14 protein-coding genes are annotated in these 13,386 nt (G+C 66.7%); 4 read left to right on the top strand and 10 right to left on the bottom strand.

The genetic code is table 11. From position 1 onward, the window contains the following. Window positions 1–83: 83 nt before the first annotated feature. The 5 genes from NN2_RS19685 to NN2_RS19665 form a co-directional block, all read right to left on the bottom strand. Window positions 84–434 carry a DUF3349 domain-containing protein gene (locus NN2_RS19685; protein WP_082857116.1) on the bottom strand — a complete coding sequence of 117 codons (351 nt, stop codon included), beginning with the start codon at window positions 432–434 and terminating at the stop codon, window positions 84–86. 40 nt (window positions 435–474) lie between these two features. Beyond that, window positions 475–753 (bottom strand): hypothetical protein, encoded by a 279-nt coding sequence (locus NN2_RS19680; RefSeq protein ID WP_063015400.1) that lies wholly within the window; start codon window positions 751–753, stop codon window positions 475–477. Further along, on the bottom strand, window positions 753–2,063 hold the full coding sequence (locus NN2_RS19675; RefSeq protein ID WP_063015399.1) for an inorganic phosphate transporter: 1,311 nt from the start codon (window positions 2,061–2,063) through the stop codon (window positions 753–755). The genes NN2_RS19680 and NN2_RS19675 overlap by 1 nt, the downstream gene beginning before the upstream one ends. Before the next feature lie 81 nt (window positions 2,064–2,144). Beyond that, window positions 2,145–2,540: a VOC family protein gene (locus NN2_RS19670; protein ID WP_063015398.1), complete on the bottom strand. Its 396-nt coding sequence runs from the start codon at window positions 2,538–2,540 to the stop codon at window positions 2,145–2,147. Between the two features lie 111 nt (window positions 2,541–2,651). Next, window positions 2,652–3,554 (bottom strand): 1,4-dihydroxy-2-naphthoyl-CoA synthase, encoded by a 903-nt coding sequence (locus NN2_RS19665; protein ID WP_174553946.1) that lies wholly within the window; start codon window positions 3,552–3,554, stop codon window positions 2,652–2,654. Window positions 3,555–3,696: 142 nt separating this feature from the next. Between NN2_RS19665 and NN2_RS19660 the strand changes: the two genes are divergently transcribed. The 3 genes from NN2_RS19660 (at window position 3,697) to menD (ending at window position 6,721) form a co-directional block, all read left to right on the top strand. After that, entirely contained in the window at window positions 3,697–4,353 is a 657-nt protein-coding gene (locus NN2_RS19660; protein WP_063015397.1) for a PaaI family thioesterase, read from the top strand. Between the two features lie 87 nt (window positions 4,354–4,440). Continuing rightward, window positions 4,441–4,887, top strand: a complete 447-nt coding sequence (locus tag NN2_RS19655; RefSeq protein WP_030516248.1) for a DUF6918 family protein — start codon at window positions 4,441–4,443, stop codon at window positions 4,885–4,887. Window positions 4,888–5,098: 211 nt separating this feature from the next. Next, window positions 5,099–6,721: a 2-succinyl-5-enolpyruvyl-6-hydroxy-3-cyclohexene-1-carboxylic-acid synthase gene (gene menD / locus NN2_RS19650; protein WP_063015396.1), complete on the top strand. Its 1,623-nt coding sequence runs from the start codon at window positions 5,099–5,101 to the stop codon at window positions 6,719–6,721. A gap of 1 nt (window position 6,722) precedes the next feature. Here the strand turns inward: menD and NN2_RS19645 are convergent, their stop codons facing one another. After that, a complete protein-coding gene (locus tag NN2_RS19645) occupies window positions 6,723–6,932 on the bottom strand; it encodes an Rv3202a family protein (RefSeq protein ID WP_063015395.1) in 210 nt (69 codons plus the stop codon). Window positions 6,933–7,115: 183 nt separating this feature from the next. Between NN2_RS19645 and NN2_RS19640 the strand changes: the two genes are divergently transcribed. Beyond that, entirely contained in the window at window positions 7,116–7,697 is a 582-nt protein-coding gene (locus NN2_RS19640) for a TIGR03086 family metal-binding protein (RefSeq protein ID WP_063015394.1), read from the top strand. A gap of 15 nt (window positions 7,698–7,712) precedes the next feature. Here NN2_RS19640 and NN2_RS19635 read toward each other — a convergent pair whose 3' ends face one another. From NN2_RS19635 to NN2_RS19615, 4 genes are all read right to left on the bottom strand, one after another. Beyond that, entirely contained in the window at window positions 7,713–8,768 is a 1,056-nt protein-coding gene (locus NN2_RS19635; protein ID WP_156511376.1) for an acyl-CoA synthetase family protein, read from the bottom strand. Next, on the bottom strand, window positions 8,765–10,912 hold the full coding sequence (locus tag NN2_RS19630; RefSeq protein WP_063015392.1) for a hypothetical protein: 2,148 nt from the start codon (window positions 10,910–10,912) through the stop codon (window positions 8,765–8,767). The genes NN2_RS19635 and NN2_RS19630 overlap by 4 nt, the downstream gene beginning before the upstream one ends. Then, window positions 10,912–12,795 (bottom strand): hypothetical protein, encoded by a 1,884-nt coding sequence (locus tag NN2_RS39265; RefSeq protein WP_501193553.1) that lies wholly within the window; start codon window positions 12,793–12,795, stop codon window positions 10,912–10,914. The genes NN2_RS19630 and NN2_RS39265 overlap by 1 nt, the downstream gene beginning before the upstream one ends. 77 nt (window positions 12,796–12,872) lie before the next feature. Then, entirely contained in the window at window positions 12,873–13,232 is a 360-nt protein-coding gene (locus tag NN2_RS19615; RefSeq protein ID WP_174554991.1) for a YbaB/EbfC family nucleoid-associated protein, read from the bottom strand. Window positions 13,233–13,386: the final 154 nt, after the last annotated feature.

The following is a 13,386-nucleotide window of genomic DNA, read 5'->3' as shown; positions in this document are numbered from 1 at the left end:
TGCTCACGTTCGCGATCGTGTCATGTCGAGGTCGATGACCCGTGAACGGGTCCGCACTTCCTTCGCTGAATAAGGGGAGAAGGTCAGTCCGACGTCGGTGTCGCCAGCGGCCAACCACCCGCTGCCAGGTGCGATGCCACTCGAGCGATATCGTCCTCGCCCGGCAGCTCCTTGGCAACTCGGGCGATCGCCGCCTCGATCTCCTCCTGGGCGATCTCGTCGTCGCCGGCGCGTTCGCGCACCAGCTCCTCGACCACCAGATGCACCTCGTAGTCGGTGAGCCGGCGATGCAGGACGGCCAGCAGCGCGACATAGTCCGATTGGGGCACACCCTGCGGATATCCGGCGCGCAGCCAGCCCAGCACCTTCTGCAGAACCGACGGCGCGGCCTCGTTCGATTCGGGTTGCTGTGGCGATGCGGATTCGGTGGTCACGTATGTCCTTTCGACGATCGGGGCGGCGCCTCGCGGCAGCTCAGCCCTGACCGAACAGATGGATGCCGAGTCGGGCGGCCAGAAAACCTCTGGCAACGAACAACACTCCGGCGATGACGGTCAGCAATACCACCGAATAACACAACCCCGCGCAGGCCGCAGCCGCGCGCCGGCGGGTGGAATCCGGTTGTGGCGCATCTCCCGCGATCGAATGCAGCCGCACCCCGAGCGCGAAGATCGCCGGCAATCCGGCCCCGAAGATCAAGGCGGCGGCGGTCACTCGCCACAGCTCGGTCAGATCGTCGATCAGGGTCTGCATCAGAAGTTCCTTGCGGCGCGATGGGCGGCGCGTGAGTCGCCGGAGGGGGAGGTCGTGTCACCGGAGTCCGCGGCGCCCGAATCGGTGGGCCCCGAATCGGGGGTACTCACGGTCTGCCCGGGGGCGGCGGACCGGGATTCGACGGCCGGTCCGGTGCCGTCGGCCCCCGGCAGGCTCGTCCACTGCTCGTTCACGTTCGCGGCGTGCACCGGGGTCCGGCGCGAGCGCAGATAGATCAGGCCGGCCGTCGCGATCAGGAGAGCGAAGACGACCAGCACGCCGGGCAGTCCGCCGATCAGATGCGCCAGCGCCCAGCAGATCGCACCCGCCAGCCCGGCCAGCGGCAGGGTGAACACCCAGGCCACCACCATGCGCCCGAGCACCGACCAGCGCACCTCGGCGCCCGGGCGGCCCATGCCGGTACCCAGGATGGCGCCCGTCACCGTCTGCGTGGTCGACAGCGGCAACCCGAAATGCGCCGAGGTGAGAATGATCGCGGCACTGGTGGATTCGGCCGCCAGGCCCTGCGGCGGGGTGATGTCGACCAGACCCTTGCCGAGGGTTCGGATGATGCGCCAGCCGCCCAGCGAGGTGCCGGCGGCGATGGCCACCGCACAGGCCACGATCACCCACAGCGGCAGCGGGTCGCTGGGTTGCGCCGACCCGTAGGCGATCAGCGCCAGGAAGATGATGCCCATGGTCTTCTGCGCGTCGTTGGTGCCGTGAGCCAGCGACACCAACGAGGCCGAGCCGATCTGGCCCCATCGGAAACTGCGGTTCACGATCCGCTGATCACTGCTGCGGGTGATCCGGTACACCAGCCAGGTGCCGATCGAGGCGACCAGTGCCGCGACCACGGGCGCCAGCACCGCGGGCACGATGATCTTGGTGAGCACGCCCTTCTGCCCGGCCGACCAGATCACCCCGCTCCAGCCGAGCGCGGCGATGGTGGCGCCGATCAAGCCGCCGAACAGGGCGTGTGAGGAGCTGGACGGCAGGCCGAAGAGCCAGGTGAGCAGATTCCACAGGATCCCGCCGACGAGGCCCGCGAAGACGATGGCGAGCAGGTCCGCGCCGCCCACCTCGTCCAGCCGCACGATGCCCTCGGCGACCGTGGCGGCCACCTCGACACTGAGGAAGGCGCCGATCAGATTCAGCCCGCCGGACAGCAGCACCGCGGCGCGCGGGCGCAGGGCGCCGGTGGCGATCGAGGTCGCCATGGCGTTGGCGGTGTCGTGGAAGCCGTTGGTGAAGTCGAAAACGAGAGCCGTGACGACGACGATGAGCAGAACGAACAGTTCGGCGGTCACGCCTCCAGTGTGCGTTATCGATCCGTTAACGCGATGGCCAGGTTCCCGACATGTCCGACCGGCCGGGATGGTAAGGCGGGGTCATTCCGGTGGCCTGCGGGTGTCGCGGCGCATCGGATGGTCGGCGGGCACCTCGACCAGAACGATCGGAACACCGTCCGGGTCGCGCAGCCACATCTCGATCAGGCCCCAGGGTTCGCGCACCGGCGGCCGGTCGATGGGGATGCCGCGGGTCGCCAGTTCCGTGGCCGCGATGCTCGCGTCGCGCACCTGCAACCACACCGCGCCCGCGAAGCCGGCGGGGGCCGTCTCGTCGCGTCCGTGCGCGGCCACCTCGATCAGCGACTGCCCGGCGAAGAACACCGTGCCGCCCGGATACTCCCGCGCGATCGCCAATTCCAGCCCGTCTCGGTAGAACGCCAGCGTGCGTTCGTAATCGCTCGGCCGCAGGATGATTCGACTGCTGAGGATGTCCACGAATCGAGCCTAGAGGGACCGCCTCGGGCCGAGAGGCGGCTTCGCGAGGTCCGCCGCGATCCGTCCGGACTCCGTGACCGAATGACGGCCACGGAGTCGCCGGGAGGCCGCTCAGAAGTAGTACGGGTAGGGACTCCAGTCCGGCTCGCGCTTTTCCAGGAACGCGTCGCGGCCCTCGATCGCCTCGTCGGTCATGTAGGCCAGGCGCGTCGCCTCACCGGCGAACAGCTGCTGGCCCACCAGGCCGTCGTCGGTCAGGTTGAACGCGTATTTGAGCATGCGCTGCGCCTGCGGGGATTTCGCGAGGATGTCGGCGGTCCACTCCAGCGCCTCGTCCTCGAGCCGGTCGTGGTCGACGACCGCGTTCACCGCACCCATGTGATGCATCTGCTCGGCGGTGTAGGGGCGGCCCAGGAAGAAGATCTCCCGGGCGAACTTCTGCCCGACCATCTTCGCCAGGTAGGCACTGCCGTAGCCGCCGTCGAAGCTGCCCACATCGGCGTCGGTCTGCTTGAACCGGGCGTGCTCCCGGCTGGCCAGGGTCAGGTCGCAGACCACGTGCAGGCTGTGCCCGCCACCGGCCGCCCAGCCGTTGACCAGCGCGATGACCACCTTCGGCATGAACCGGATCAGCCGCTGCACCTCGAGGATGTGCAGGCGTCCGGCGCGGGCCTTGTCGACGGTGTCGGCGGTCTCACCCTCGGCGTACTGGTATCCGCTGCGCCCGCGGATGCGCTGATCGCCGCCGGAGCAGAACGCCCATCCGCCGTCCTTGGGACTGGGCCCGTTCCCGGTGAGCAGGACCGCACCGACATCCGGCGTCGTCCGCGCGTGGTCGAGCGCGCGGTACAGCTCGTCGACGGTGTGCGGCCGGAAGGCATTGCGCACCTCCGGACGATCGAAGGCCACGCGCACGGTGCCCTGTTCGATGTGCCGGTGGTAGGTGATGTCGGTCAGGTCCTCGAAACCCGCGACGGGCTCCCAGAGTTTCGGATTGAACGTCACCCGAGCCATCATGCACCCCACCCGTCACCGGCTGTTCGCCCCCGCCGGGGCGGGCCGTCAGCAATGTGATGTTCGTCCGATTCGTCCTGTAACCGGAGAGCTACCGACGGGTTGGGTTGGACGGTGTAAGAACTGGCGTTACCGTGCAGGTATGAGTGAGCGCGCGGAACCGGCGATCGACACCAGTGCGGTCGATGCCGATCGGTACGAGAAGCACGGCGGATTTCCCAAGGTGGAGGAAGCCGAACTCGGCGCGAACTACGCGCCGTTCCTGGAGGCGATGCGCACCCTCCAGGACCTCACCGTCTCGGTCGATTGTCCCGACGAGGTATTCGGGCAGGCCCTCGTTCAGGCCAACGCGCTGGCCGAACTGCTCGAGCCCTATCGCGCACCGGAATTGCAGGGCCCGTCGGGACGCGTGCCGGCGCTGCCGGGGCGCGGCAGCCTCCTGCTGCCGCCGTGGGTGATGACCGAGGCCGGTCCCACCGGTGTCCGGATGCGCGGCGAATTCCGCCGATATCACCTCGGCGGCAACAACGCCGTGCACGGCGGCGTGCTGCCGCTGCTGTTCGACGATCTGTTCGGCTCGCTCGTGCACTATGCGGGCCGGCCGATCAGCCGCACCGCATTTCTGCACGTCAACTACCGCAAGGTGACCCCGTTGGAGACGCCCCTGACGGTCGAGGGGACCGTCGATCGGGTGGAGGGGCGCAAGACTTTCGTCTCCGCGCGACTGCGCGACGAATCCGAAACGTTGCTCGCCGATTGTGAAGGGCTCATGGTGCAGTTGCTGCCCTGGCAGCCGTAGTCGGCGAGAGGACGGTGTGTCCGGTGCGTCCGATGCGTATAGTTACCCGCGCTCGCTCATCGAAAAACTATCCGGAGGAACCTGAAAGTGGTTGCAGCACTGTCTGAATCCCTGCTCGATGACGCCAAACGCCCGGCCTTCCTGGCCGACGCCCAGGAGGTTCTGGATGCGGAGGTGTCGGATAAGGGGGGTGCATCGGGCCTGGCCGTGAAGGGCGGCTACGCCGCGGTGAAGAAGGTCAGCCCGACCATCGTCTCGGACGCGCTGGAGTCGTTCGCACCCAAGTTCGTCGAGCGACTGGAACCGTACTGGGCTCAGTACCAGGCGGCGGGTAGCGGCTCGTTTGCCGATCTGCTGGTCGCCAACTCCGACGAGGTTGCCGAGTCGCTGCTCGCGGTGACCGACGCTCGTGCCGAGGCCTCGTCGCGTCCGGCGCTGAAGAAGGCGTACTCGTCGCTGCGTTCGTCGGCGAAAAAGCATGTGGTCGAGGCGCTCCCGCGCGTCGGCGACCTGGTCCAGCGGCACGCCGGCTGAGTTGCGGTTCTGCGACCCCGTCGTTCGGCATCCGGATGGAGTGTGATCCCCGGATGCCGAACGGCGGGGGGCCCGCGGCCGGCTCGATCAGCCCGGCGTCGACTTCCCGAACCGCTCGGCCTGGAGATTGGGTTAGCAAAACCTAACTCGATGAACGGGGTGTGAGCGGGTCGACGTCCCCTCCGGCCGGAAGGTCTGACAGTCTGAGAGTGTGAATCCATCGACAGCACAGGCCCAGGTCGTGGTGGACGAGCTGGTGCGCGGGGGTGTGCGCGATGTCGTGCTGTGCCCGGGCTCGCGCAACGCGCCGCTGGCCTTCGCGCTGCAGGCGGCCGATGCGGCGGGGCGGCTGCGACTGCATATGCGCATCGACGAGCGGACCGCCGGATTCCTCGCGGTCGGCATGGCGGTGTCCACCGGGGCCCCCGTGCCGGTGGTGATGACCTCGGGAACCGCGGTGGCCAACCTCGGGCCCGCGGTGCTGGAGGCGAACTACGCCCGGCAGCCGCTGATCGTGCTCAGCGCCAACCGTCCCTACGAGATGCTGGGCAGCGGCGCCAATCAGACCGTCGAGCAGTTCGGCCTGTTCGGTAGTCAGGTGCGTGCCGCGATCAGCCTGGGCCTGGCCGAGGAGGAACCGGGTTACCGCAGCCAGAACAGCGTGTGGCGGGCCGCGGTCTGCCGCGTCCTGGCCGCCGCGCGCGGCACCCGGTCCGGCAACGCCGGGCCCGTGCACTTCGACATCCCGCTGCGGGAACCGCTGGTCCCCGATGCCGTTGCGGGCGAGCCGATTCCGGCCGGACGCATCGGCGACGCGCCGTGGACCGAGACCCAGTACGCGACCCTGGACGTCCCGCTGGAGATCGATCTGACGCCCGATACCGTCGTCATCTCCGGTCACGGCGCGGGCTATCGCGCCGAGCTGGCGCAGCTGCCCACGGTCGCCGAGCCCACCGCCGCGATGCCCGGCCCGGCCCTGCATCCACTGGCGCTGCCGTTGCTGAAGCCGCGGCAGGCGATCATCACCGGCCGTCCCACGCTGCATCGGCAGGTGTCGAAGGTGCTGGCCGATCCGGATGTCACCGTCTTCGCCCTGACCACCGGCCCGCGCTGGCCCGATGTCTCCGGCAATGTCGTCGGCACCGGCACCCGCGCGGTCACCTCCGGGGCGCCGCGTCCGGAATGGCTCGAGCAGTGCCGCGAACTCGACGCGATGGCCTGCCGCGCGATCCGGACCGAACTGGCCCGCCATCCCAAGCCGACCGGCCTGCATGTGGCCTCCGTGGTGATGGACGCCCTGCGCGAGGGGGACCAGCTACTGCTCGGCGCCTCGAATCCGGTGCGGGACGCGGCGCTGGTGTCGCATCCCCATCCCGGGGTGAAGGTGCTGTCCAACCGCGGTGTGGCCGGTATCGACGGCACGGTGTCGAGCGCGGTCGGCGCGGCGTTGAGTCATCCCGGCCGGACCTTCGCGCTGATCGGCGACCTGACCTTCCTGCACGATGCCTCCGGCCTGCTGATCGGCCCGGGGGAGCCGCGTCCGGCGGATCTCACCATCGTGGTCGCCAACGACGACGGCGGCGGCATCTTCGAACTGCTCGAACAGGGTGATCCGCAGTACGCCGGCGTCTTCGAGCGCATTTTCGGCACTCCGCACGGGATGGATCTGGCAGCGCTGTGCGCCGCCTACCGGATTCCGCATCGGCAGGTCGATCCGGCCGAGCTGGCGGTGGAACTGACCGGGCACGCCCACGGCATTCGCGTGCTGGAGGTCGCGACCGAGCGATCCAGCCTGCGCGAGTTGCATGCCGCGGTGCGCGCCGGCATCGAATAGGTCAGTATTCGGCCTCGGGCTCGTCGTATTCGTCGTCGAGCGGCACGGGAATCGACTGCTCGATGAGGTCGGCCTCGGCGGCTTCGCGGTCGGCCGTGGCCACGGGCAGATCGACTTCGGATTCCTCCGGAGCGACCTCGAGGCTCTGCTCCAGCTGATCGGCCTCCGGAACCATGTCCACGGAGGTGGTGTCGATGGTGGGATCGGTCATCGGTTGCTCCCTTCCGCTGGGGGTCCGACATGTCGGATACGGCGATCCGGCACTGTCGAGGATGCCCTCACCCGCTCCGGCTGGCAACCCGCTCGCGTGCTGTCACCGATGAATTCCGGCGGCTCGCCCCGTCCCTTCTGTGGGTGCCTGTGCCGGTACAGGCCGTATTCGGAGGAGGATCACATGGCGACACCCCACTTCGATCTGGAGAGCGCCACCGATGCGATGGTCGAGATCGTCAGCGGCATCGGCGCGGAGGATCTGCCCGCGGCGACCCCGAGCCCGGGCGTCACCGTGCGAGATCTGCTGTTCCACACCATCGGCTTCAGCGAGGCGTTCCGGCAGGGCGCCACCAAGGAGGGCATCGGCCGTTCCGCACCGCCGGAGCAGGCGCCGGACGCCGACCTGCCCGGCGGTTGGGGCGAGCTGATCACCGCCCAGTTGAAAGCCCTCGCCGAGGCGTGGCGCGACCCGGCCGCCTGGGAGGGCGATACCGAGGTCGGCGGCGTCACCGCCCCCGCGCCCGCGATGGCCGGATTCGCCCTGAACGAGGTCGTGATGCACAGCTGGGACCTGGCCCGCGCCACCGGCCGCCGCTTCGAGCCCGCCGACAAGGATGTGGCGGTGCTGCTGGAGCAGTTTCGCGATACGCCGCGCGAAGGCGTTCCGGGTCTGTTCGGCCCGGTGATCGAGGTCCCGGCCGATGCGTCGGACTGGGAGCGCCTGCTCGGCCTGACCGGCCGCGACCCGTACCGGCCGGCCTGAGCGCCGATCGGCGCATCAGACCGGCAGGCGCATTCCGCGTTCTGGCAGATCCCAGGTCGGCGTGCCGTACACGGTGAACTTGTCGATCCCGGATTCCGGCGAAACCCCCAGGCCGAGAACGGAGAACGTCACGGTGGCGTGGGTGGTTTTCGCGGCGTGGGTCATCGCATCTATCGCGTCCGTGGTGCCGTGGTGCCGTGCTGCGAGCTCGGACGCGAGTTCGTCGATGTTCTCACCTCGTCGCGGACAGAACGACAGCGTGAAGGTAGTTCTGTCGCCGCGCCGGGCACGACATGCGATGAAGTCGTTCTTGTAAAGTCCGGCGGCGTCCACACCGCACTCGACCAACTCTCTCAGCACCTCCCAGGCCGGATCGCCGAAACTTCGCACGAGCTTCATGGGCAGGACGACATCGCGACAGCGAGGGCGCAGGTAGGCCTTCTCAGTGACCTCGCCGAGTGCGTCGATTTCGATCGCAACGAAGATGGGAGCGAAGTACTTTTCGTCGTCGGGCAGAGTGAGCACTTCCTCGAAACCGGGCCAGGCCCGACAAAGTCGCTCGAAGGCTCCGGGTGAGGCGTTGGGGGTGCCGTAAACCTTCAAACCCGCCAGCCGATGTGGCAATGCAGCGTGATGGACCACCCCCAGCCATGTCCACAGCGGTTTGCGCGCCGACTGCCGCAGGCTGAGGGGATAGATCGCCTCGAGAAAGGTTTCGATCGTTTCGACAACCGACCTGTCGGCGACGGGCAGCAGCGCGGCCAGCTCTCTGATTGCGGCCGACAGCGCGATGAACCTGGCCGAGTTGCCTCGGCCCGGCGGAATGATCTCGGTGCCGTAACGAACGGCGGGAGTTCGTGCCCCTCGTCCTCCGGTAAGGCTGATTTCGAAGGGCATTCCGGTGCTGGTCAGTTGACTGGCACGTCTGCCGTCGGGTCCGCGCGCGTTCAGGCGTCCCGCACACGCACTTCGCAGGGCAGTGCGCAGGACGTCTGCCGCGCAATCCGGCGCCATGCGCTGTGCGACGTCGACGAGAAAATCTCCAGCACTTCGGACCAGGGCATCGGTCATATTTGCCGGCTCTGCTCGGCGCTGACGCCTGGGCCCGTCGCTGTCGTCGCCGCGACGGATTGCGCGGTATTCCGTTGACTCTGCCCGGCATCACTCGGGTCTGCGCCGGAGGGATGGAAGAACGTGTAGTCCGTCAGTGACCCTTGCGTCATCAAGTTGAGCGGTTTCATCTGACCGTCGACGACCATATACGCGTTGTCCGGGCCTTCCCGCACGATGACCGCACTGTGGTTGCCCCACCGCACGATGTCGCCCGTGTGCGCCGCTGAGGGGTCGATCTGTGTCAACTGGCCGAGTGCGTTGCCGTAGGCGCCGTCGGCGTTACAGCCGTTCGGATTGTTCATTTCCTTGTTCACGACGTCGGCCACGACAGCGGAGACTTTCTGCGCGCTGCCATCCGGCAGTTTCATGTCGACCATCGAATGGCTGTTCGCGGGAACGGGTCCGGGCGAAGTAGCCGACGCGGACACCACGCCGGGTTGGAACCCGGTCAGGGGTTGGCTACTCGTGGCCGCCGCAGGCTGCACGAACGGTGCACTCGGAGGCTGCTGTCCTTGCCTGCCGAAACGTGAACCAGAAGTGCCGTCCGGGTTTCCGACGCCTCCCGAGTTTCCGACACCGCTCCCGAACGGCCCGTTGCCCTGGCCCATTCCCCCGAGTGCTGAACCCAGTCCGGGCATCATGTTCAGCAGGGGATTGACCGGTTGGGCGGAGTTTTGTGCCGATGTGGCAGCCGCCGGCGCAGCGGTGGCGCTGTTCTTGATGTCGTCAATGGCTTGGTTGAGCCATGATGCGGGCTCGGTTGTCGAGGTCTGTGTGCCGTCGGTGCCGGTTGCATCGGTGCCGGTTGTGTCGGTGCCGGTCGCGTCGGTTGTCGTGCCGTCGCCGGTCGCCGACGGATCGGTCGCGGTTCCATCGGTGAGACCGGCGGGAAACAGATCCGAGAAGTTCTGGGGTTGATCGTTCCCCTGACCGTTCAGAGCATCCTGCCCGGTGGTCGTAGTACCGCCGTTGTTGTTGCCTCCATTGTTGTTACCGCCGTTGTTGTTGCCCCCGTTGTTGTTACCTCCGTTGTCGTTACCCCCGTCTTTCTTGCCTCCGTTGTTGTTGCCGCCGTTGTCGTCGCCACCGTCGACCTTCGCAGCCTTGTCGCTGTAATCCTTGATGGCGGCCTTGTATTTTTCGTGCCAATCGTCGACTGCCGCGTGAATCGCGGAGACGTAGAACATCTGCTCAGCCTGAGCGGTCAGATAGAAATTGCCATCACTGGACTTCTGGTAGACAGTGGTCTTGATGGGATGCTGCGGATCACCGGAATAGTAGTTTATGTCGTCACCATCCCGGGTGGAGTACGGGCCGGGCGCTTTGTTGTCCGCCGGGAGGTAATCGATTTTCAGTTGGTCGTTGAGATTGTCTTTCACCGTCTTCAAGTCGGTGAAGACTTTTTTCCCCAAAATCTTGGTATCGAGGGTATCGAGGTTGACACCGTTGAGCTTTGCCTCTTGGTCATGCTGTCGATCGGTCAGCTGCTTCACGATCTTCTCATGATCGTCCTTGATCTGGGACCAGCCGTCGACTTCTTTCACATTCGGATCCGAATCGAGGATCTTGCTGAACGGAGGTGCGTCCTTCGCCTCATGCGCGCCGAGGGTGTCGAATCCCCACTGCATTGTGAACTGCGTATCCCCGATCAATGCCGTCAACGAGTCGCTGGCGCCCTTCGGGACGTAGAGGTCCACCCACTCGAGATGATTTTTCTCATCCCTCGTCTCCCAGCCCCATCCGTCCCGGAAGGTGACCTTTTCCTTCGCCTCGTTCTCGGTTTTCCGCGCATCCAGTACAGCCTGCGGGTCCGGTTTACTCAGGGAGTCCACCAGAGTGGCATACTTGGGATCGAATCCCTGATCTTTCGCATCTTTCGCCAGTCGCGTCAGCGGTGATTCCACATAGCCGTTCGACATAGCCATGCTCAGTTTGTCGAAGACTTTCTTCAGGTCGGCATCGCTCAGCCCATTGATTTCTTCCAGGGTGTTCTTCACTTCGTCACCCTGGAAGTGATGGTCGTCCTGCCAGGGACCCCAGCCGCCGAAATTGTCCCGATCCTCGATGTCGCTGATGACTTTATCTGCGTCTTTGTCGCCCATCAGGCCCTCCTCAGGCTGCCGGCACTATCCGGCGCCGCCGAACCGTTCACCACCGCTGGAACCGGAGCCGCCGAATCCGCCGTCACCACTGCGGCGGAAGGGCCGGCGCCGAACCGCAAGGTGGCTACCAGGGGACTCGCTTCGACTTCCCCATACACGTACAGCGCATCGCGCAGCGTCTGACGATCTGGTGTCGGGCTGCCGGCCAGTGCCAGCAATTCGTCCGCACGTCGCTCCAATACCGCGACAGATGAGGTGCCCGAAGCGGTGTCACCGGCGAGGACGCTTGCAGCACCCTTCGCACGCATTCGGTCTCCGCTCGGCGTGGCAGCGGATACGCCGATCGGGCGCCCCGGATAGGGCTCGATCAGCGGCCCCGACCCCAGGATGGTCAGCAACCGCGCTCGACGAGTGCGACGTGTCGCGACCTGTGAATCGGTGGCGGGGGAGACGGACCGCAGGCGTTCGTCCGCAATGCGGGCCAATTCGATACACCTCGCCCTGATATCCCGGTCGCTGATCGTTTCCGCTTGCGCCTTCAGCCAATCCGCCCCGGTCAGCGCCAGCCGATCGACCAAGCCCGGGCCGGGCACCGACAGATCGACACAGGCCTCAGCGGGGGCGACGAAGCCCTCCGTGGCGACGTGGGCATCGAGATCGGCGATGATCTCGCTCGAGATCATCGCCGATGACGCCAGCGCGCTGAGCCGCACTCCGGTCCGGGAAGCGGCTAATCGAGCGAAGTTCACCAGCCTTGTGGCGGAATCGGGAACGTCTTCGAGGAGTGCGATCTGGATCTGCCCGGATACGCCGAACACCTCGGCCAACTGCCAGGGTGAAACGACTTCCGATGGAAGGTGCAGTCCGGCGGGCAGCCACCCGCGCCCCTCGCTGGATGTCAGCATGACCACAGCGCCGTTCGGTGTACGCAGGACAGCGACTGCCCAGTTCACGTCGGGAGTCGAGGTCCCTACGGCCGCCAGGATCGCGGACAGGAGGGTACGGGCCAGGCCGAGATCGTCCTCGGGGTCGCCCACCACGAGGGGTGGGAGTGCGCGCCGTCGCTCCGGCGCATGCGCTACCGAAGCGAAGGTGCCCGGTGCGAGCGGGCGTGGAAGGGATGGCGTCGCGCCCGATCCGAGCGGGCCTACCCCTGGACCCGAGCCTGCCGGCCCAGGCGGCGCGCCGGGAGCCCATCCGAATCCTTGCGGACCGGCCGGCGGCACCGGAGCGTAGGAATAACCTTCGGCCGTCGCAGCGGTATCGCGGAACTCCGCAACCTGGCTCGGCCCCGACTCGGACGCGCCGGGTAACGCGGAAACGGGCACCCCTTCCGGCGCCGCGTCCTCGATTGTCGTGTTCGCCGATCGAAAACTCGGTCCGGTAGGCGCGGGATCGTGTGCCGAAGAGATGAAAGCGTGGCCGTCCGAATCGGTGGTCGATTCGGCCGGACCGGAATGCATCCCGGTCGGCGTCCGGTCCAGCGGTGACGGCTGGGGCGAACTCGGGGGGACTCCAGGCCGCGGTGGTGGTGGCGAACCGATGAGCCCGTGGGAGTTGGGCCCGTCGCCCGGCGGCGAACTCGGAGCTCCGGCATTTCTGATGCGGTGACCGCTGGTATTCTCCGTGTGCTCCAAGGCATTCGCGGCTTCGATCAGCCTGTCCCGGGCTCGGTCGTGGTTGTCCGCGAGGCGTTCCGCGTTGTCGTGGCGGCGTTGGTAATAGTCCTGTAGCGCGGCGCGCACCGGCTCGGCAATCGTGCCGTAACCGGACGGGAATTCCGATAGCCAGTCGTGTGGAATCTGTCCCCATTCACGGAGCTTCTTCGCACGCCGACCATGGTCCTCGGCCCGCCTTCGCAGGTCATCCGGGTCCTGGTCCATGTAATTCGGCATACTCGGCCGATCCTCCCGCCAGTATTTCCAGTCCTATTGTTCCGCCTTCCCAGAAATGGGGACTGTCAGCGGGAAGTGGTGTCGGACCGTCGCCACTCGGCGACGACCTCCCGCAGCGGCCGTGGGACATGGTCGGGACCGTTCATCGCGATGTGATATTGCCGCCGAGCGTCTTCGGTACTCTCCTTGATCGCCGCAATGATCTCGTGGGCCAACTCCTGGTTACCGAAGCGATCGCAGGTGCCGGGAGCAAGGTACAGGTCCGTCAACCGGCCCTGTGCGTCGACCTCGGGGATGACGAGGCCGCTGGGCGAAGGTCGCCGCGCAACGATCGCGTCGGCTCGTTCCCGCATATCGGCGACTCGGTTCCGCAGTTCACGCGTCATGTCGAGCGCGATCTGCACATCGGGATGTATCTCTCTCATCAATCCTCGCTTGCCCCCGCAGAACGCCACCGCACACACATTCCGAACCCGTCCGAACACACCAAGTGTGGCAACTACCGCGGTCGATGCCGGTTCCATATTCCCGGCGATGGGAACCCTGCTCCCGACGAATGCTGAGCCGACTGATGAGCTG

This window comes from Nocardia nova NBRC 15556, assembly GCF_001613005.1.
Taxonomy (GTDB): Bacteria; Actinomycetota; Actinomycetes; order Mycobacteriales; family Mycobacteriaceae; genus Nocardia; species Nocardia nova.
This window is presented reverse-complemented; position numbering and strand designations above follow the sequence as displayed.